Raw genomic sequence first — 18,752 nt, 5'->3', positions numbered from 1 at the left:
TGTTGATCTATTCTATACTTTTGGGCAAGGCTGGCAAATCACCCAAGGGAATCCCCCTATAAAGCGAAACCTGGTAATTCTCCACTCCTTTTACGTTATATAATGTTCTAAAATTGATAGTTTCCACAAACTTTAGTGATAGTACAACCTGGGTTTGCAGGGGTATACCATACATTTTAGACGGCGACCATTTTGGCCCTTCAACAAACGCGGTTTTTATTATTGATAGCAACTCTTCAGGAACCGGCTCTACCGTTTCTATGTGTGTTACGCTCCCATCAGCTTCAACCTGGAAGTAAATTTTGGCCGAATCAACAATACTCTTTGTGATAGCTGACCCTGCCGGCGTTTTTATTTTCTTGCGAAGTTTTGATATAAATGTTACCGCACCTTTTTCGCAGGTAGCGCTTTCATATATTTCTTTAAAAGGATATGATTTACCGGTAGAAGTTTGATAAGCCATACCTGATTGCATTTCGTTATCCTTAAAAATCAGTTTATATTTTACATCCTCCATTTCTTGAGCCCAACCTTCCCAAGCGCCATTCATCCTGCTGTTTTTTAACTCACCAGAGATGACGGCCGTATAATCGTCATTATATATAATAACCTTCCCTGTCCCGTCTTTGCATATTTGCTTGCCTGTTTTATCATAGTAATCCATCACTTTACTATACGACTTGATATGATATTGTTTATCGATCTCGTTTTTCATGGTCACACGTATCGAGCCATCGGGATAAAACTGGTACTCCGGTCCGCTTTTTAACCCTTTACTGTAATTTACTATCCTTACTCTTTTACCCGTTGGCGCATAGTTGATACATATACCTTCAAATTTGCAGCCGCCATCGGTTAAGTTCAATGTTGGCGGTATACCGTTCCCGGCAAACATTAATTTACCGTCTTTATAAAAATCTCTTATTTCAACAGTAGGGTCGATGAGTTTGTAGGGTGGTACTATCCTGAAGAAATCCGCGCTATCTAACGATGGGACAAGTTTGCCATACAACCCTGTTCTTTTAAAGAAGAAAATAGTGCTATCCTTTAGCTGGGCGGCAACAATGTTAGTTATAAAAGAAAAGACAATTAACAGTAACAGGTGTTTAAGAGATGATGAAATTCTCATGTGGGTAACAAGGTCGTTTTGGTATCATAAAGATATTAAATCTTCTTGTAAATCCCCCTCAAATTCCTGCCCAGCTCGCGGTAATCTAAGCCGTAGCCTACCACAAATTTATTAGGGATCTGAAAGGCTACATACTTTAACTCTTCGATGCTGTGCTCAACCGAATCGGGTTTGTAGAGCAGCGTGCAAACGGTGATGGATGCAGGGTTGCGCACCTGCAGCTTTTCGATAAGATATTTGATGGTGTTGCCACTATCTATAATGTCTTCAAGCAGGATCACATCCTTGCCGGTAATATTTACATGCAGGTCGAAATCATCGCGAATGGTACGGGTGCTTGACAGGCCGCCAAAGTAAGATGCCAGCTTGGTAAAGGTAACCTCGCATGGCACAACAATTTCTTTAAGCAAGTCTGACGCGAACATGAAACTACCGTTAAGTATGCCAACAAATATAGGCTGGCGGCCCTCAAAGTCGTTATTTATGTCCTGCGCAAGTTCGGCAACACGCTGCTGAATAGCCTCGTGCGCGAACAAAGGCTCAAATTCAAGGTCGGCAATTTGTAATTTCATACTGTAAACATAAACAATACCAAACAATTTGGAGGTTTAAACGCTATCTTTGAACCTTTTATGACAGATCACCAGGTTCATACGCTGCCAAACGGCATCCGCATATTATTTAAACATTCGCCTTCACCCATCACGCATTGTTGTTTCGTATTAAACGCAGGCTCGCGCGATGAATTGCCCCAAAAAGAAGGCCTGGCGCATTTTATTGAACACCTGCTGTTTAAAGAAACCCACAGGCGCAACACCAACCAGATACTTAACCACCTTGAACTGGTTGGCGCCGACCTGAACGCATATACCACCAAAGAATATACCTGCATCCATGCCTCGCTGTTAAACCAGCATCTCGAAAGGGCGGTTGACCTTTTCGAAGATATCCTGTTCCACTCTACCTTCCCCGAAGATGAGATGGAAAAAGAGCGCGGTGTGATACTGGACGAGATCTCCTCATACCTGGACCAGCCCGAAGAAGCCATACAGGACGATTTTGAGGAATACGTTTTTAAAGGCCACCCCATCGGCAACAACATTTTAGGCACGCCCGAAAGTGTTGGTGTATTGAATGGTGCGGATATCAAACAGTTCATTAGCGCAAACAACAACACCCACCAGATGATCTTCGCCGTTTATGGCGATTACGATTTTAAAAAGCTGGTTAAGCTTTGCGAAAAGTATTTTGGCCCGGTGCCCGAGAACACTAATCAAAAGCAACGCATTGCGCCCAAGCCGATAGGCCGCGGCATTTATACGTTAAAAAAGCCTATTTCGCAAACGCATTGCATCATTGGCGGGCGGGCGTATCCGTCGGCACATCAAAACAAATATGGCTTGCTGCTGCTAAACAACGTTTTGGGTGGTATGGGCATGAGCAACCGTTTAAATCTCGAGATCCGCGAGAAACACGGCATCGCTTACACCATCGAATCTAATTATACCTCGTTAACCGATACCGGCATCTTCTCTATCTATTTTGGTACCGACGCCGGGAAGGCCGATAAAGCTTTGAAGCTGGTGCATAAAGAACTAAAAAAGCTCCGCGAAAACAAGCTTGGTACTGTGCAGCTTAAACAAGCCAAAGAGAAATTTATTGGCCAGATAGCCCTTGCCGAAGAAAGCCGGATGAGCCTCATTATATCTATGGCTAAGAGCCTGATGGATTTTGGACGGATAGATTCGCTGGAAGATATTTTCGCTAAAATAAACGCGGTTACAGCCGAAGAACTGTTGGAGATAAGCAACGAAATATTCGATAATGATCGTATGATAACCTTATTATTTGAGCCTAAATAATAAAACTTTTACCTTTGCACTATGAAATATCCTATAATAGCATACGGCGACCCTGTACTAAGGAAAAAGGCCACATCTATTGAGCCAGATGAATACCCGAACATCAAAGAATTGGTGGGTAATATGTTCGAGACCATGTACGGCGCGCGCGGTGTTGGTTTGGCAGCACCACAAGTTGGCATGTCTATGCGTTTGTTTGTAGTTGATGTTACCCCGTTTGATGACGAGGAGCCTGCGCTTAAGGATTTCAAAAAAGTATTTATTAACGCTACCATACTTGAAGAAAGCGGCGAAGAATGGTCATTTAACGAAGGCTGCCTGAGCATCCCAGATATCCGCGAAGATGTAAGCCGCAAGCCAACTATTCGGATATCATATTATGATGAAGATTGGAAACACCACGAAGAAACCATAAGCGGCATGGCTGCGCGCGTTATACAACACGAGTACGACCACATAGAGGGTAAATTATTTACCGATAAGCTAAGCCCATTACGCAAACGCCTGATAGAAAAACGCCTTAACGACATCTCTAAAGGTGCCGTTGATGTAGATTACCGCATGAAATTCCCGGCCGCCAAAAAGGGTCGGTAGAAAGATTCAAGACTATAGCGTCAAGAATCGAGATAACCACTAATGTACTCAAAGAAAAAGGCTTCGAATTACCGAAGCCTTTTTCTTTGAGCTATATATTTTTACGGTCTTGACTCTTATATCTTGACTTCTTGACTCTCTCCTCCTTACTTACTATCCCTATCCGTAATAGATTTAACTAAGCTGCCCCAGGCAAGTGGGTTAAGCAAGGGGTTGGTGCGCGAGTGTTGGTTAACAATATCCTGGTGCATGTACTGCGCATTTGCAGACTGTATCTCCTGCCCATCGCGCGGCAGGCTATTGGTCATGGCTACTATAGATGTGCGGCTGATGTTTTTTCGTGCGATCTCCAGGTCATCATCAGCGATCTTCGCGTTTACAAAATCTTTACGGAACTCATCTGTTGTTGCCCACGGGAAAACCCTTACCATTGGCAGATTTATCATTTGCTGCTTTATCATCACCTGCACGGTGTAGCTTTTGCTTTTTACATTCTCGGGGATAACAACTGTTACCGGCGCAAAACCAATAGCGGTAAACTGCAGGGAATCCTGCTCGTGGGCTACAAAAGAAAAGTAACCTTTATAGTTGGTGATATTAACAGTATTGCGGCTGCTTTTGTTAGTAACTGTTACATAAGGCACAACCACACCGGCACTATCGGCATTATATACCACACCGGTAAACTGTACCAGTGGCTTCTCTTTTTGCTGCGAGAACGCTGATAAAGATGTAAGTAAAAACAGTATGCCTATTAATCTTTTCATTTATTGCTTTAGCACAATTTACCTGCCATGTTTTACTAACGTTAAACACAAAGGTAAAAATACATCATTGATGGGTATCAATAAGGTATTTAACACTTCTTAACACTATCGTAAATTTTCGGGAAGCACGGCATTGGGGTCATCAATGTCGGTTAGGTTCACTGCTTCAATTCCGGCAATTTCCGGCACGGCCTTTAAAATGGCTTGTTCAATTCCCGCCTTCAGCGTCATGATGCTCATAGGGCACGAGCCGCATGAACCCAGTAGCTTAAGCCTTACCACTTTTTCAGGAGTAATTTCTTCAATAGAAACGTTACCGCCATCAGCCTCTAAATAAGGCCTGATGGTATTCAACGCTGCTTCCACCTGATCTGTTAAACTCATTATCTTTAAATTATAAAGTAAAGTTATTAATTATTTACCACATTTAAGTTACCAGCCTTTTGCGCGTTACATATCGAAACCTGTTGGGCAACACGCCTGGCCATTTCCATAAATGCCGTTGTCATTACGCCATCGTCATCCATCACAATAGGCCTGCCTGCGTCACCGGAGTCGCTAATACCCTTTATCAGCGGGATCTCGCCCAAAAACGGCACATCAAGCGTTTGGGCTAACTTTTTGCCACCGCCTTGTCCAAAAATGTAGTATTTGTTGTTTGGTAATTCTTCGGGGGTAAAGTAGGCCATGTTTTCTACTACGCCCATAATAGGCACGTTTATGGCCGGCATCAAAAACATGCCTATCCCTTTCTTCGCATCTGCCAAAGCGACGTTTTGCGGGGTGGTAACAATTACCGCTCCTGTAACCGGGAAGCTTTGTGTAACCGTAATGTGGATATCGCCCGTGCCCGGTGGCAGGTCTATTACTAAATAATCCAGCTCGCCCCAGTCGGCGTCATTAAACAGTTGTTTAACCGCGGTTGATACCATTGGCCCGCGCCACGGCACAGGCTGGTTAGGATCGGTAAAGAAACCTATCGATAATAATTTAATGCCGTATTTCTCAATAGGCTCTATGCGTGTTTTTCCGTTCTCCTGCGTTGCCTTCGGGCGCACGCCTTCCAAACCAAACATGATAGGGATAGACGGGCCGTAAATATCGGCATCAATTAAACCAACTTTAGCGCCTGCTTTAGCAAGCGACAAGGCCAGGTTAACTGATACGGTAGATTTACCTACCCCACCCTTTCCCGATGCTACCGCGATGATGTTCTTCACTCCCGGTACACCGGTGTTTAGCTGGGTAGTAACGCGCGAGGTCATGTTCACCGTAACCTCTATCTCTTTGCTGATGAAGTGGGCGATGGCATTGCGGCATGCATTTTCAATTAACGCCTTAAGCGGGCAGGCCGGCGTAGTGAGCACAACCGAAAAGCTTAACTTGTTGCCATCGATATGAATATCCTGTATCATGTTTAGGGTAACCAGGTCTTTTTTAAGATCGGGTTCTTCAACATTCCCAAGGGCTTGTAAAACTTGTTCTTTAGTAAATTCCATATTTATTTCATCGCAAAAATACGAAAACAGGTGCCGGCATGCGTTTGTTATGAAAAACAATTTGCAGTTTGCAACCGTTTGCACACATTGTATTGTTTAGTTTTGAAGCAAAAGTCCTATATGCGCCGTATCAACCCCAAATATATCCGTATTGCAGGTATAACCGTTCTTGCTTTAGTAGTTATTATGCTGATAGGCGGATATATTGCCTATTCTAAACGCGAGGTGCTGCTTCAAAAAGCTATCTACAAAGCTAAATCAAAAGCAAAAAGGGAATATAATTTAGATGTAAAAATAGGCTCCGCTACATTTACCGGTCTCAGCACAGTTGCCTTTACGGACATAAGCGTTGTACCGTTTCAACGCGACAGTCTCCTGTCCATTAAAAACTTTAGCGTTAGTGTTAAGATCCTCCCGTTAATATTTGGCAATATTAAACTGGCCGATGTAGTACTGCAAAATGGTTTCCTAAACCTTACCAGCATTAAGGGCGTAAAAAACTTCGATTTCCTTTTTAGGAAGAAAAAAGACACCACCAGCACCGGCAACAAGGTAGACCTGTCCGAACTATCCAACAACCTCATAAACGAGGTGCTTTATAAAATACCGGATAACTTATCATTACATAACTTCCGCATGGGTTTTGTAGATGATAGCACCAAAGTAAAAATGCTGGCGCAAACAGCTATTATTAAAGATGGTAAACTGGCATCAACCATTAATGTAAATGACGGTGCCGCAACCTGGCATATTGATGGCAAAATGGTACCCTCTGACAAAGACATTGATGTGCATTTATATGCCGAGGGCAAAAAGGTAGAGCTTCCCTTCATTGAAAAAAAATTTAAGCTGAAGCTAAACTTTGATACCATTAGCACTAAGTTAAGCAATGTGAAAAACCACAGTGGCGAAACTAAAATATACAGTTCATGGAGTGTACGCAACCTGTTGCTTAATCACCCGGGGCTATCCGTAAGCGATATTGTTGTGCCGTATGGCTCTATTGACGCCAACATTTTTGTTGGCAGTAATTATGTTTCGTTAGATAGCTCATCGGTTATCCATCTAAAAAAGTTAATCGCTAACCCATATTTAAAATACACCTTAAACCCTGTAAAAATATACGAGGCAAAAATTAACACCGGGTGGGTAAACGCGCAGGATGTTTTTGATTCGTTCCCTACCGGGATGTTCGAATCATTAGAGGGTATTAAGGTTACAGGCAAGCTTAATTACAGCCTAAAAATGTTCCTGAACCGTGCGCATCTTGATGACATGGTGTTTGATTCGCGCCTGCAAAAGGATAACGATTTTAAAATACTTAAATATGGCCGCGCTGACCTGGGTAAACTTAATAACACCTTTGTTTATACCCCATATGAAAAAGGCAAACCAATGCCCCCGCATACCATAGGCCCCGGCGCACCAAACTTTACGCCTTTAGAACAAATTTCGCCCAACCTGCGCAACGCGGTGATGACGGCTGAAGACCCGTCTTTTTACACCAACCGTGGTTTTGTTGATGAGTCGATCCGTAAATCTATCATAACAGATATTAAGGAGAAAAGATTTAAAAGGGGGGGCAGTACCATTTCTATGCAGCTTATTAAAAATGCTTTTCTTAACCGCAATAAAACATTATCGCGCAAGATAGAGGAGATCCTGATCGTATGGCTGATAGAGAACAACCGCATCATGAGCAAGAACCGCATGCTGGAGGTTTACTTTAACATTATTGAATGGGGCCGCGGCATTTATGGTATTGGCGAAGCCTCGAGATATTATTTTGGCAAATCGCCCTCTGAGCTGACCATTGGCGAAAGTATTTACCTGGCCAGTATTGTGCCTAATCCCAAAGCCGGTTTGTACGCGTTTCAACCCGATGGCAGCCTTAGGCAGGGGCTTCATGGGTACTTTAACCTTATAGGGCGGTTAATGGCTAAAAAGGGCTTAACAGAACCAGATTCTAATGCTTATGGTTTTTATAGTGTGCGCCTGCGCGAAGGTTTACGCAAAACAATAGCACCAATTGATACGGCGGTTGCCGATAGCCTGATGCATCAGACCGAAGATGATGGCGGCGGCGGTGTCGGGGTTGCCGCGCCGGTTTTTGAAGAACCTAAAAAGCCTAACTTCTTTCAGCGCTTATTTGGTAAAAAAGATACCACTGAAGCCAAAATGGAAAAGAAGATAGAAGAAACTAACGACGCTATAAAGGCACGCCTTAAACAGGAAATAGAAAAGGTGAAAGCCGAGTACAAACTTAAGGTTGATAATGTAGATACCGCGGGCCGTACCAAAAAAGAAATTAAGGCCGAAAAGAACCGCCTGAAAGATGAGGGCAAAGAAAAGGTAAAAGAACTGAAGGACCGGATGCCTTAACCATGCAGGAAGAATTCAACACACCCTTACCTGCAGGGTTTAAGGTACCAGATAGTGCAGAAAGTATAAAGCACACCGTTGAAACCCTTTTTACCCGGGGGACGGAAGCATACGCCATGTTAATTAAGGCCTTAACAGAAGAGAATAAGGATAAGTACGGCTCATCTGAATTTGAAGATTTGACGTTTGAAATAAAGCGCTTTGATGCTGCCACACTTAAAGGACGCATGCGTATCAATTATAAACTACAGCTTACCTTCAGCTGTTCTGCCATAGTCAACAACTTAAATAACCAGCACTCTTACTGGAACTTTGAGCTTAATCCATCTTTTAACGCGGCATATTTTACAGGAGAAGATTATGGCGACCTCCGTTCTACCGCCGACGAATTCTAATCTGCTTGATTATTTACTTCTGAATGACTAAATTAAATGTTTAAACATCTACTTTTGTGGCACACAATTAAACAGAAGAAACATGTCACTCGTAGATAAATTAAAATGGCGCTATGCCACCAAAAAATTCGACAGCACAAAGAAGATAGCTGCCGATAAATTGCAGGCTATTTTAGATGCCGTTCAGTTAGCTCCCTCATCGATAGGATTGCAACATTACCGTGTATTGGTGATTGAGGATGCCGATACCCGCGAAAAACTAAAGGCTGTAGGTTATGGCCAGTCACAAATAACAGATGCATCACAACTTATTGTTTTTGCAGCCGAAACCAACATTAACGAAGAGTTCGGTAAAAAATATATAGATAACGTTGCCGCCACCCGCAACATCCCTCGCGAAGCATTGGCTGGGTTTGAGGGCATGGTATTGGGTGCCATTAACGGCCGAACACCCGAACAGCTTTTAATTTGGGCGCAAAAACAAGCTTACATTGGCCTTGGTGTTTTAGTAACAGCAGCAGCAGAACAGGATGTGGACATTTGCCCCATGGAAGGCTTTGACCCTGCCGGTTTTGATGAAGTATTGGGGTTGAAAGAAAAAGGCCTGACAGCAACCGTTATTGCAACCATTGGTTACAGGGCCGCAGATGATGCAACTGCCAACGCGGCAAAAGTTCGCCGCCCTGCCAGCGAATTCTTCATACACATTTAACGCCTCTGCTGTAGTTATAATAGCTACATTTACCGAAAGCACGATAATCCTTTTTTATCGTGCTTTTTAATTTTACACCCCACGCAATTAAATTTTCTATAAAATTAAACCTATAATTAACAACGGCACGTCCTTTGCATATGCCTTAATATTATGTGCAAAAAGATATTAATAGTAGACGATAACGAACTGATAGTAGAAGTGATGAGCTACATACTTATCAACAGCGGCTATGAGGTTTCTTCGTTAGCAAACGGCGAACATGTTATTGAGGAGGTGCAGAACACCCGTCCCGATCTGTTGATATTAGATGCCAATATGCCCGGCATGGACGGACGCGATATTTGCAAGATCTTAAAATTAAATAAGGAGACCATGCGCACGCCGGTAATTATTTGCTCTGCAGAAGATGATATTGATGCTACCCTGGCCCAGGATGGCGCGCCTGATGATATTTTGCATAAACCCTTTGATATGACCGCGCTTATTAATAAAGTTGAAGTGCAATTAGCTGCATAACAGTTACGATCTCAACTAAAAAGCCGGACCTTATCAAGCCCGGCTTTTTTGTACTTCTTAACCGGCAACTAAAATGTAGCCTTCATGGTAATATACTTGTTTATATCGTTAGATTTAAAGCCTTTCTCGCGCATTTGCGTAATATATTCGGGTGTTATGCCCATCGCTTTAAGTGCGGTTGCATCATCTAAAGAAACATCGTTAAAGCCAATGTTTTTAAAGCTTTTAATATAATCGGCTGTTACCCCAAGCGCCTTTAAACCCGCGGCTTTACCGGGATTAATATTTTTAAACCCCGCATTTTTAAAGCTGTTAAGATATTCGGGCCTTATGCCCAGGGCTTTCATAGACATCAAATCGTCATGCGATACATTGCTGTAACCAGCCGCTTTAAAGCTCTCCGCAAACTGTGGGGTAACGCCCGCTGCTTTCATACCTATAAGGTCGCTGCTGCTTAGGTTAGTGTAGGCGGCCTTTTTAAATTGGTTCACAAAATCAGCATCAACATTTAAGGCTTTATAGGCTATCATATCATCGGCATTATCTTCGTCATCATTGTTAACTGCCGCCGTTTCCCGGGCCGGCTTAGATGCCTTTGCAGTTTTAAATTTGCGAATGTATTCGCCATTTATGCCTTGTGCTTTAAAACTAACCAGCTTTTCAAAAGATACTTTAGGATACCCCGCCTTCCGGATCTCGCTGATGTATGGGCCGCTGATGCCCATTGCTTTGCCGGTTATCAGGTCCTGTGCACTAATATCAGGGAAGCCATTTTGTTTTAATGATACAATATATGGCTCATCCACACCTAAAGCCGCTGTAGCGATCAGGTCGCTTTTTGATAGGTTTTTGTACCCCTGGCGGTGCATCATGGTTACATAGCTCTTTTTAATATTAACAATAAAAAAAGCCAGCTCATCACCTTTTTCAATACCGCTTATCCCTTCACCTTCCAGATATTTAATAAACTCCCGGTTGGGTACAAACTTATAACGGCCGCTACCCTTGTATCCATTAAATTTACCGGTAAAGTTCATGGTGCCGGCCTCTCGTACCAACTTAAAGTCGCCTTCAGATTTGGTTGGCAGTGGCGAGAACTCAGACAACAAAAAATTGCTGTTGCTCATGTGGTTGCGGTTACCGTTGCTGTCGAATTGTATGTCGATTTTCTCATCTTTTATAGTCGCTGTCCAGGTGCCTTCATCATCCATATTAGTATCGTTCAGCCTGTTAACCGTTGTTTGTAACACCGGCTGGCGGCTTGCCATAGGTTTGTTAAAAGCACACATTAAGAATGCCATCAGCGGCAGCAGGAAAAAGTACTTCCAGGTAGTGTGGATGTTTGATCGTTTCGCGTTCATCATAACAATTCGTTTTTTAAGGAGTGATTGATTATAGTTGGTTGTTATCCGAAGCGACAGGTTAGGTACCGATACCTTTAGCAAACTCATCTGGTACATTTCTCTCTCTACTTCATTATTATTTAATACATCGCTGTCGGTTAAAAATTCCAGGTTGTTTTCCACCTCTTTGCGGTAAAGCCAGGCAAACGGATTAAACCACTGAAAAACGATCATCAGTTCAGACAATAGCAGGTCGGCACTATGGCCTTGCTTAACGTGAATCTTTTCGTGCAGTAAGATCTGGCTGTAGGTTTCCCAATCGTATTTTGCCGGGTTTATAAAAATGTAATTGCCGAATGAGCATGGGGCTTTATCGGTATCTATCTCCACTATCCTATACTGCCCATCTTGAATGGAAGGGCTTTTATACGCCTGGCGTACCAGCACAAACACCTGCAGTAAAAAGTTAAAGCCAAAGGCAGCAACACCACACCAGTAAAGCCATAAAGCCCATTTTAAAAGCTGAGGCGTGTATAACGCCGCGCTTTCGGTAAACGACTTTGCTGTAGACGGTTGTGTTATTACACCAGTCTTGGTAGTTGGCAGATCGGTAGATCGTACAGGGTTTTTTGTTACAGAATTGGCATTTACTTGTATTGGGGCGCTAACTATTGGTTCGGGCGCCTTCCTTAAAGCCCATTGCTGTGGAACGTGCAATGTTGGCAATACAAAGGTTAAAGCCAGGCAAGCGAGCAACACCCATCTGTTAAGGTGATGAAACGTTTCATTTTGTAACAGCAATTTGTAAAACAAAAAGCAAACGCTTATGAGCAATGCAACATGCAAAATGTAGGGTATCATTTCTTGTTAGATTTAATGAGGTTCAAAATATCTTCCAGTTCCTTTTCGCTAATTTTTTGTTCTTTGGCAAAAAAGGCCAGCATACTTGGATAGGAGTCGTCGAAATACTGGCTCACAATATCCTTCATGGCGTGTTTCTGATAGTCCTCGCGGGTTACTTTAGGGTAATAGTGGTAAATATTCCCAATGGTGTCATGGTCTAAAAAGCCCTTCTCCTCCAATATTTTCACCATGGTAGCAACCGAATTGTAATGCGGTTTAGGGTCGGGCATTTCGGGGATCACCTCTTTAATAAAAGCCTTACCCAGTTTCCAAAATACCTGCATTATTTGTTCTTCGCGCTTTGCCAGCTTTTGCATAAAAATTTAAATTTTAAACAAGTTTAATACTAATGCATTAGTATTGCAACTAATCCATTAGTATTTCTTTAGATACAATCATAAACTATTGATTGTTAGTTAATTAATTTTTACGCTATAAAGCACTGGCATAAATAGGAACAATACCTCCAATTTGCAATGCTGTACTGCCTAATTCACTGTGGATGGAAAGCGGGTATTAAAGAATGGGTACGTATAGTAATTATTTTATACAAAGTGGTGGCGGTGTTTTGACACCATTTCGATTTTAAAATGCTGATATACAGCCGATAACAAAAAACACCCTGAATGTGTGATCGTGAACGTGAACATTTATGGATTAAATCGCGCTACTTGCCCGGGTAGCTTATGCTAACCAAAGTATATACGCCATTTAGTTAGGATTATTTAAATATGCTTTGCGCCTTTTTAATGGTTTTTTCGAGGTCAATGCCTTCGCCAAGAACACCATTGAAAAGGTCCCCTTCTTTTTTAAGCCGTGCAACAGAATTATGAATGGTAAAATGTTTCATGGTAAGGCCGGGTTTTACCTCGTCCCAGTGCAGCGGCATGGAAACGGTTGCGCCCGGTTTTGGGCGAAGGGAATACGGCCCGGCAATAGTAGCGCCCGGTCGGTTTTGCAAAAAATCGAGATACATTTTACCCCCCCGGTTTTTGATCATCCTTTCCAGCGAGGTATACTCCGGGATCTGGTCGTGAACAATGTTTACAATTAACCGCGCAAACATCTGCGACTGGTCATAATCATACTTAGCGCCCAAAGGGATGTAAATGTGCATCCCTGTAGAGCCCGATGTTTTGCAATAGCTTGGAACATCCAGTGCATCCAATACTTTTTTTACCTCCTGCGCAGCTTCTATCACCTGGTCGAAGGTGTTTTTATCTGGGTCGAGGTCAATAATGCAATAATCAGGGTTGTCAGGTGACTGAATGCGGCTAAACCAGGGGTTCATTTCAATGCAGCCCAATGATGCCATCCAAAGCAGGGTAGCTTCATCATGCCCAACAAGGTAATCTTTATCCTCGCCATCACTTGTAGTATACGGGAATGTCCTCACCCAATCAGGCGATTTACCGCGTACGTCTTTCTGGTAAAAGCTTGGCCCGTGTATCCCGTTAGGAAAACGGTTTAACGATTGCGGCCGGTCTTTAAGATATGGTAAGATGTACTCCGCAACCTGGTAATAGTAATTAAACATATCCCGCTTGGTGATACCATCTTCCGGCCAGTAAACTTTGCTGAGGTGGGTAAACTTAAGGTCGTGCCCGCAGATCTTTTTAACCTGCGTTTCTTCCTTGGGGTTTAATAGGGTACGTTTAACAGATTCTTTAGGCGCTGCCACCAGTTTGTGTTTTGGCTCTTTTTTAGGTTCTGTTTGTTGCTGCGCATCCTCAACTATATCGGTTGTATCCGCCTCTGTTTCACGCACAACATCCCGGGCTTTTTTATCTACCCTCATACCCTCAAAAGAAGGGTGGCGGAATACGCCGTCGCTCGTTACTTCGGCAAAGCTAACTTCGCAAACCAACTCCGGCTTTAACCAGGTAGCCTTTGCCTTGGGCGGATTTGGCCTAAAGCGCGATGGTTTGTTTACATCGGGTTCGCTGGTAAACGGCACTTTGTCTACAATCAATGGCTTAAACATGGCCATCATTTCTTTTTGCAGCTTATCAGAAAAGCCGGTACCTACCTTGCCAACGTACTGGAATTTGCCCCCTTCATAAACGCCCAATAAAAGTGAACTAAATTGCTTGGCCGTACCTTCGTTTTTGGTAAAGCCGCCAATTACAACTTCCTGGCGCTTGTTTATTTTTACTTTAAGCCAATCTTTAGAGCGGTTATCGGCAACGTAAGTGCTGTTGCTGCGTTTGGCCATTATACCTTCCAGCCCGGCCTTTTCAGCGGCTTCAAAAAACTCAATGCCGTTAACTTTAAAGGTCTGGCTTATTCTTATCCGGTCATCATCTGTTGGGATAACCTCTTTTAATACGGCCTGGCGTTCAATAAGGGGCAGGTCCATCAGGTTCTTACCATCATACCATAAAATATCAAATATATACAGCATCAATTCGCCGTCAGCCTCGCTGCGCCAGTTTTGCAGGGCGCCGAAATTGGATACCCCATCCTCATTCATTACCACTATCTCACCATCAATCACAGCGTTTATGTCCCAGGTTTCCAGCTGCTTTTTTAGTGGGTAATATTTCTCATTAAAATCTTTGTTATTGCGCGATAGCAGCTGAACCTCTCCCTTATTAATGAAACCAAGGGTGCGGTACCCATCCCACTTTACCTCGTACTCCCAGTCAGGGTCATCAAATGGCTCGTTAACAAGGGTTGCGAGCATAGGTTTAATGCCCGTTGGCATCTTTCCTTTCGGCGCTTTTTTTAATATAGCTTTTGCATCCGGCTTTTTATCTTCCGGTGTTATTCCGGCTTTATCAGCCAGATCTTCTACCGGGTCATGCAGTTTTTTTTTTGATGCGGTTTTCTTTTTGGGCTTCTCCTCCTCTACATCCTGCTCACCTCCATCCTTCCAAACTTTCTCGCTGGTTTTTTCCATCTTCTCAATAGTCTTGCCGGATAGCACCGATTTATCTTTTTTAGTGATATCGGCCGCAGATGCAAACTCATCCTTGTGCTTAATAAGCAGCCACCCGTTCTCGCCCATACCCTGGGTTTTTACCAGCGCATACTCCCCTTCCAGCTTTTCGCCATGAAGTTTAATTTTTAACGAGCCTGCTTTAAGCTGCTTAAGCAGGTGTTTTTCCTGGGCTTTTTTTCCGCCCTTAATTTCTTCTATTGGTTCATAGGTGCCTTCGTCCCATACAATAACGGTACCGCCCCCATATTCGCCCTGGGGTATAATGCCTTCAAAATTGCGGTAGTCGAACGGGTGGTCTTCTACCATCATAGCCAACCTTTTGTTCTTAGGGTCTGTTGAAGGGCCTTTAGGCACCGCCCAGCTTTTGAGTACGCCTTCCATTTCAAGCCTAAAATCGTAGTGCAGGCGCGATGCATCGTGTTTTTGTATCACAAACATCAATTTGTCCTTATCCTTACTTCTACCGGCTTTAGGTTCAGAGGTTTTTGTAAAATCCCTCTTTTCAACGTATTTCTCCAGGCTCATGGCGGTACAATTTATTTGTTCAAATATTCCTGTACATCTTTAACGGAGGTACCAACCGCCTGTACGGCTTCTTTCAAGCGATTGCGGCTTACATTAAACTTTTCGCTCCAGTATTGTAACTCGTAATCTTCGTTTACGTTGATCCTGTCCCTATCGGGGCTGCCTACATTTTGTTTGCTATCCATAACGTTTATATTTAGTTAGTAGATAAACAGGTGTTTACAACAAATGGTTTTGAAAAGAAATTAATTACTAATTAATCTAACTGCCGGACTCGGGATCGAGAACAGAAAGAAAATTGCCCGCAGGGTCTTTAAACCAGGCAATTGTAGGGCCGCCGTTCCCTTTAGATATTCCCTTTTCATCCGTCTTGAGATATTCGCTATCGTATATCTCGAATTTTACACCGCGTGATGTCAGCTGCTTAACCGTACCCTCAACGTCTTTCACCGGAAAGTTTAAGATAGTGTAAGTTGCAGGTGTATGATCTGGCTTATTGTACACCAGGATGTTGTTAGCATTCCCGTTAATATGAATGGTGAGCATTCCACCCATCTCGTCGGTCTTATCTACCTGCAAGCCTAATATTCCGCTGTAAAACTGATAGGCAGCATCGATATCATTTACCGAAAACCCACTAAACGCTTTTGAATCTTTTAACATGACTTTGTTTTATTGATTATTGGATCTTTACAAAGATGCGGCCAATAAATTAACAAAGGAAGGCAAAACGCGACGAATTGAAGGCGGTTTAAGACGTTTTATAAATGATTAACTAAATATTTTCCAGGTATTTATAGCCACTTCCGGTATTTACTAACACCACCGTTTCCCCCGCGTTGATCCAGCCGGAGGATTTTAGCTTTTTATAGGCCTGCCATAACGCGGCCCCTTCGGGCGCTATCAGCATACCCTCGTGGCTGGCAATTTCTTTAATACCGGCATTCATTTCCATGTCACTAACGGTTATGGCGGTGCCTTTGCTATCTCTAAGCACTTTTAGTATCAGCTTATCGGCAAATGATTTTGGTACACGCAGCCCATTAGCAATAGTAAAACCGCCATCCACAAATTCGGCACTACTATGCCCGCTGTTAAACGCGGTTACAATTCCATCGCAACTTTCAGATTGTACGGCAACCATGCGCGGGCGTTTGCTGCCAATCCACCCTAACTGCTCTAATTCATCAAATGCTTTCCAAATACCAATAAGCCCTGTTCCGCCTCCTGTTGGGTAAAATATCACATCGGGCAGATCCCAATTAAACTGTTCGGCAATTTCAAAGCCCATTGTTTTTTTTCCTTCCAGCCTGTACGGTTCTTTTAACGTGGAGATCTGGAACCAGCCGTGTTCTTCAGCGCCTTCGGCAACCAGTTTGCCGCAGTCTGCAATATTGCCATCCACTTCAACCAATTCGGCGCCGTACAACCGGCATTCATCTTTAAATACCTGCGGTGTTAACCGGGGCATGTAAACAATAGCTTTTACTGCGCCCCGTGCAGCATAGGCCGCCAATGCACCGCCCGCATTACCCGCGGTTGGTGTAGCAATGCTGGTAATACCCAATTCTTTTGCCTTTGATACGGCCATTCCTATGCCCCTTGCTTTAAAAGAGCCGGTTGGGTTACCCGCTTCGTTTTTCCAAAACACCTTGTTGCCACCGGTATCCTTGACAAGGTTTTTTATAGGAATAATGGGTGTAAAGCCCTCTCCCATAGTTACAATACTTTCGGCGTTTATAACGGGCAGCAACTCGCGGTAGCGCCACATACTTGCCGGGCGATCTTTAAGGATGGTCTTATCAAGTGGCCTGCTCAGATCATATTGCGCAAAAAGCGTGCTGTTGCATCCATCGGTAATACAAAATGTATTCGGTTTTGAGGCATCATACTGCGCGCCGCAAGCCGGGCATTCTAAATTTATGATTCTGGATTGTCCTGTTATGGTTGTACTGATAGCCATCATTTTATTATAGGCCGGCAAGGTATTAACAAGCCTATGCATCCGCAAATTTTTAGCGACAATGTTACTTCAGTTTGGCCTCAAACAGCTACATTTAAAAACTTTATTACGCCTAATTGGTTTACCGTTAGATAATTAATTTTTTCACTAATTTAATATTTATGAAACTCCGAATATTGATACCCTCGCTATTTATGATGGCGGTTGTAGCCTCAAGTTGTGTGAGCAACAAAAAGTACAAGGAATTGCAAGCCAGCTATGATAAGCTTGACAGCAATACCCGCGAAATGAAAGGCCGGTACCTGCTTACCGAAAGGAACCTTGGCCTGACAACCGAACGCGTTAAAAGCCTTGATGAACAGTTAGCGTCCGAGCGTGCTAATAACAAGCAATTGCAATCGGCCCTTGACAAGTGTTTGACATCAAGCGGACAGGGGAACCTTAACATTTCTAAATTGGTTGATGAGATAAACGCGTCTAATAAATACATACAACAACTGGTTAATGCCAAAAACAAAAGCGACTCGCTTAACCTGGTATTAACTACTAACCTCACCCGATCATTAAGCGGAACAGAGACTCAGGACGTAGATGTAAAAGTGCTGAAAGGCGTTGTTTACATCTCGCTTTCGGACAATATGCTTTACAAATCGGGTAGTTATGACCTTACTGATAAAGCCGGCACTACGCTAAGTAAAATTGCTAAAATCATTAAAGATTATTCAAATTACGATGTGCTGATAGAAGGCAATACCGATAATGTGCCTATTACCATGAAAAATATTCGTAACAACTGGGATCTGAGTGCCTTAAGGGCATCATCTGTTGTGCAGGCCCTGCAAACCACTTACCAGGTAGACCCTAAGCGCTTAACAGCAGGTGGCCGTGGCGAGTACAACCCAATTGCAGATAACAGCACTGCGGCCGGCAAAGCCCAAAACAGGCGAACACAAATTATTATCACCCCTAAACTGGATCAGTTCATGGACCTGATAGGTAAAGCGCCGGAAACAGCCCCGGCAAAACAATAAGCCGAAGATGTTTTAAATAGAAAGGTCCGCTCAAAAGAGCGGGCCTTTCTATTTTATTGTAATAGTAATTTCATTTATATAATCGAAAGAAGATAAAGCTACCTGTATGGCCTAATTTTCTAATCCGCGATAATTCTGATTACCAGCACCAATAAAACAGCCTCCATTACATCGTAAATATAAA

18 protein-coding genes are annotated in these 18,752 nt (G+C 43.1%); 7 read left to right on the top strand and 11 right to left on the bottom strand.

Annotated elements, in window-relative coordinates:
- Positions 1-7: 7 nt before the first annotated feature.
- Both ACFQZI_RS16565 and hpt read right to left on the bottom strand, forming a co-directional pair.
- Entirely contained in the window at positions 8-1,129 is a 1,122-nt protein-coding gene (locus ACFQZI_RS16565; RefSeq protein WP_377144443.1) for a hypothetical protein, read from the bottom strand.
- Positions 1,130-1,164: 35 nt separating this feature from the next.
- Complete coding sequence (hpt, locus tag ACFQZI_RS16560; RefSeq protein WP_377144440.1) at positions 1,165-1,701, bottom strand: hypoxanthine phosphoribosyltransferase; 537 nt, start codon at positions 1,699-1,701, stop codon at positions 1,165-1,167.
- A 60-nt stretch (positions 1,702-1,761) separates the two neighbouring features.
- Here hpt and ACFQZI_RS16555 point away from each other — a divergent pair, with 60 nt between their 5' ends.
- Both ACFQZI_RS16555 and def read left to right on the top strand, forming a co-directional pair.
- Positions 1,762-2,991, top strand: a complete 1,230-nt coding sequence (locus tag ACFQZI_RS16555) for a M16 family metallopeptidase (RefSeq protein ID WP_377144438.1) — start codon at positions 1,762-1,764, stop codon at positions 2,989-2,991.
- Between the two features lie 21 nt (positions 2,992-3,012).
- On the top strand, positions 3,013-3,585 hold the full coding sequence (def, locus tag ACFQZI_RS16550) for a peptide deformylase (protein WP_377144436.1): 573 nt from the start codon (positions 3,013-3,015) through the stop codon (positions 3,583-3,585).
- A gap of 146 nt (positions 3,586-3,731) precedes the next feature.
- On the opposite strand, the gene ACFQZI_RS16545 is transcribed toward def, so the two are convergent.
- The 3 genes from ACFQZI_RS16545 to ACFQZI_RS16535 all read right to left on the bottom strand — a co-directional run bounded on the left by ACFQZI_RS16545 (position 3,732) and on the right by ACFQZI_RS16535 (position 5,851).
- Positions 3,732-4,352: a carboxypeptidase-like regulatory domain-containing protein gene (locus tag ACFQZI_RS16545; RefSeq protein ID WP_377144434.1), complete on the bottom strand. Its 621-nt coding sequence runs from the start codon at positions 4,350-4,352 to the stop codon at positions 3,732-3,734.
- A 105-nt stretch (positions 4,353-4,457) separates the two neighbouring features.
- Positions 4,458-4,736, bottom strand: coding sequence for a NifU family protein (locus tag ACFQZI_RS16540; protein ID WP_377144431.1), 279 nt, complete (start codon positions 4,734-4,736; stop codon positions 4,458-4,460).
- A gap of 26 nt (positions 4,737-4,762) precedes the next feature.
- Positions 4,763-5,851 carry an Mrp/NBP35 family ATP-binding protein gene (locus tag ACFQZI_RS16535; protein ID WP_377144429.1) on the bottom strand — a complete coding sequence of 363 codons (1,089 nt, stop codon included), beginning with the start codon at positions 5,849-5,851 and terminating at the stop codon, positions 4,763-4,765.
- Between the two features lie 102 nt (positions 5,852-5,953).
- Here ACFQZI_RS16535 and ACFQZI_RS16530 point away from each other — a divergent pair, with 102 nt between their 5' ends.
- The 4 genes from ACFQZI_RS16530 to ACFQZI_RS16515 all read left to right on the top strand — a co-directional run bounded on the left by ACFQZI_RS16530 (position 5,954) and on the right by ACFQZI_RS16515 (position 9,859).
- Positions 5,954-8,233, top strand: coding sequence for a transglycosylase domain-containing protein (locus tag ACFQZI_RS16530; protein WP_377144426.1), 2,280 nt, complete (start codon positions 5,954-5,956; stop codon positions 8,231-8,233).
- Positions 8,234-8,235: 2 nt separating this feature from the next.
- Positions 8,236-8,628 (top strand): hypothetical protein, encoded by a 393-nt coding sequence (locus ACFQZI_RS16525; RefSeq protein WP_377144423.1) that lies wholly within the window; start codon positions 8,236-8,238, stop codon positions 8,626-8,628.
- 82 nt (positions 8,629-8,710) lie between these two features.
- On the top strand, positions 8,711-9,340 hold the full coding sequence (locus tag ACFQZI_RS16520) for an NAD(P)H-dependent oxidoreductase (RefSeq protein ID WP_377144420.1): 630 nt from the start codon (positions 8,711-8,713) through the stop codon (positions 9,338-9,340).
- 153 nt (positions 9,341-9,493) lie between these two features.
- A complete protein-coding gene (locus ACFQZI_RS16515; RefSeq protein WP_377144418.1) occupies positions 9,494-9,859 on the top strand; it encodes a response regulator in 366 nt (121 codons plus the stop codon).
- Between the two features lie 68 nt (positions 9,860-9,927).
- Here the strand turns inward: ACFQZI_RS16515 and ACFQZI_RS16510 are convergent, their stop codons facing one another.
- From ACFQZI_RS16510 to ACFQZI_RS16485, 6 genes are all read right to left on the bottom strand, one after another.
- On the bottom strand, positions 9,928-12,063 hold the full coding sequence (locus ACFQZI_RS16510; RefSeq protein WP_377144415.1) for a M56 family metallopeptidase: 2,136 nt from the start codon (positions 12,061-12,063) through the stop codon (positions 9,928-9,930).
- Positions 12,060-12,422, bottom strand: a complete 363-nt coding sequence (locus ACFQZI_RS16505; protein ID WP_377144413.1) for a BlaI/MecI/CopY family transcriptional regulator — start codon at positions 12,420-12,422, stop codon at positions 12,060-12,062. The genes ACFQZI_RS16510 and ACFQZI_RS16505 overlap by 4 nt, the downstream gene beginning before the upstream one ends.
- A gap of 404 nt (positions 12,423-12,826) precedes the next feature.
- The gene (gene ligD / locus ACFQZI_RS16500; protein ID WP_377144411.1) at positions 12,827-15,574 is read right to left on the bottom strand and encodes a DNA ligase D; all 2,748 of its coding nucleotides are present in this window, start codon (positions 15,572-15,574) and stop codon (positions 12,827-12,829) included.
- Between the two features lie 11 nt (positions 15,575-15,585).
- Positions 15,586-15,759 (bottom strand): DUF3606 domain-containing protein, encoded by a 174-nt coding sequence (locus ACFQZI_RS16495; RefSeq protein ID WP_377144410.1) that lies wholly within the window; start codon positions 15,757-15,759, stop codon positions 15,586-15,588.
- 76 nt (positions 15,760-15,835) lie between these two features.
- On the bottom strand, positions 15,836-16,237 hold the full coding sequence (locus ACFQZI_RS16490) for a VOC family protein (RefSeq protein ID WP_377144408.1): 402 nt from the start codon (positions 16,235-16,237) through the stop codon (positions 15,836-15,838).
- Between the two features lie 112 nt (positions 16,238-16,349).
- Positions 16,350-17,579 carry a threonine synthase gene (locus tag ACFQZI_RS16485; RefSeq protein ID WP_377144406.1) on the bottom strand — a complete coding sequence of 410 codons (1,230 nt, stop codon included), beginning with the start codon at positions 17,577-17,579 and terminating at the stop codon, positions 16,350-16,352.
- 119 nt (positions 17,580-17,698) lie between these two features.
- Here ACFQZI_RS16485 and ACFQZI_RS16480 point away from each other — a divergent pair, with 119 nt between their 5' ends.
- Positions 17,699-18,568, top strand: a complete 870-nt coding sequence (locus tag ACFQZI_RS16480; RefSeq protein ID WP_377144404.1) for a flagellar motor protein MotB — start codon at positions 17,699-17,701, stop codon at positions 18,566-18,568.
- Positions 18,569-18,752: the final 184 nt, after the last annotated feature.

Source organism: Mucilaginibacter lutimaris, assembly GCF_042676625.1.
Classification (GTDB): domain Bacteria; phylum Bacteroidota; class Bacteroidia; order Sphingobacteriales; family Sphingobacteriaceae; genus Mucilaginibacter; species Mucilaginibacter lutimaris.
This window is presented reverse-complemented; position numbering and strand designations above follow the sequence as displayed.

Coding starts and splice junctions, on each gene's coding strand:
- ACFQZI_RS16565 (WP_377144443.1), bottom strand. CDS start 1,129: ATGAGAATTTCATCATCTCTTAAACACCTGTTACTGTTAATTGTCTTT.
- hpt (WP_377144440.1), bottom strand. CDS start 1,701: ATGAAATTACAAATTGCCGACCTTGAATTTGAGCCTTTGTTCGCGCAC.
- ACFQZI_RS16555 (WP_377144438.1), top strand. CDS start 1,762: ATGACAGATCACCAGGTTCATACGCTGCCAAACGGCATCCGCATATTA.
- def (WP_377144436.1), top strand. CDS start 3,013: ATGAAATATCCTATAATAGCATACGGCGACCCTGTACTAAGGAAAAAG.
- ACFQZI_RS16545 (WP_377144434.1), bottom strand. CDS start 4,352: ATGAAAAGATTAATAGGCATACTGTTTTTACTTACATCTTTATCAGCG.
- ACFQZI_RS16540 (WP_377144431.1), bottom strand. CDS start 4,736: ATGAGTTTAACAGATCAGGTGGAAGCAGCGTTGAATACCATCAGGCCT.
- ACFQZI_RS16535 (WP_377144429.1), bottom strand. CDS start 5,851: ATGGAATTTACTAAAGAACAAGTTTTACAAGCCCTTGGGAATGTTGAA.
- ACFQZI_RS16525 (WP_377144423.1), top strand. CDS start 8,236: ATGCAGGAAGAATTCAACACACCCTTACCTGCAGGGTTTAAGGTACCA.
- ACFQZI_RS16520 (WP_377144420.1), top strand. CDS start 8,711: ATGTCACTCGTAGATAAATTAAAATGGCGCTATGCCACCAAAAAATTC.
- ACFQZI_RS16515 (WP_377144418.1), top strand. CDS start 9,494: ATGTGCAAAAAGATATTAATAGTAGACGATAACGAACTGATAGTAGAA.
- ACFQZI_RS16510 (WP_377144415.1), bottom strand. CDS start 12,063: ATGATACCCTACATTTTGCATGTTGCATTGCTCATAAGCGTTTGCTTT.
- ACFQZI_RS16505 (WP_377144413.1), bottom strand. CDS start 12,422: ATGCAAAAGCTGGCAAAGCGCGAAGAACAAATAATGCAGGTATTTTGG.
- ligD (WP_377144411.1), bottom strand. CDS start 15,574: ATGAGCCTGGAGAAATACGTTGAAAAGAGGGATTTTACAAAAACCTCT.
- ACFQZI_RS16495 (WP_377144410.1), bottom strand. CDS start 15,759: ATGGATAGCAAACAAAATGTAGGCAGCCCCGATAGGGACAGGATCAAC.
- ACFQZI_RS16490 (WP_377144408.1), bottom strand. CDS start 16,237: ATGTTAAAAGATTCAAAAGCGTTTAGTGGGTTTTCGGTAAATGATATC.
- ACFQZI_RS16485 (WP_377144406.1), bottom strand. CDS start 17,579: ATGCATAGGCTTGTTAATACCTTGCCGGCCTATAATAAAATGATGGCT.
- ACFQZI_RS16480 (WP_377144404.1), top strand. CDS start 17,699: ATGAAACTCCGAATATTGATACCCTCGCTATTTATGATGGCGGTTGTA.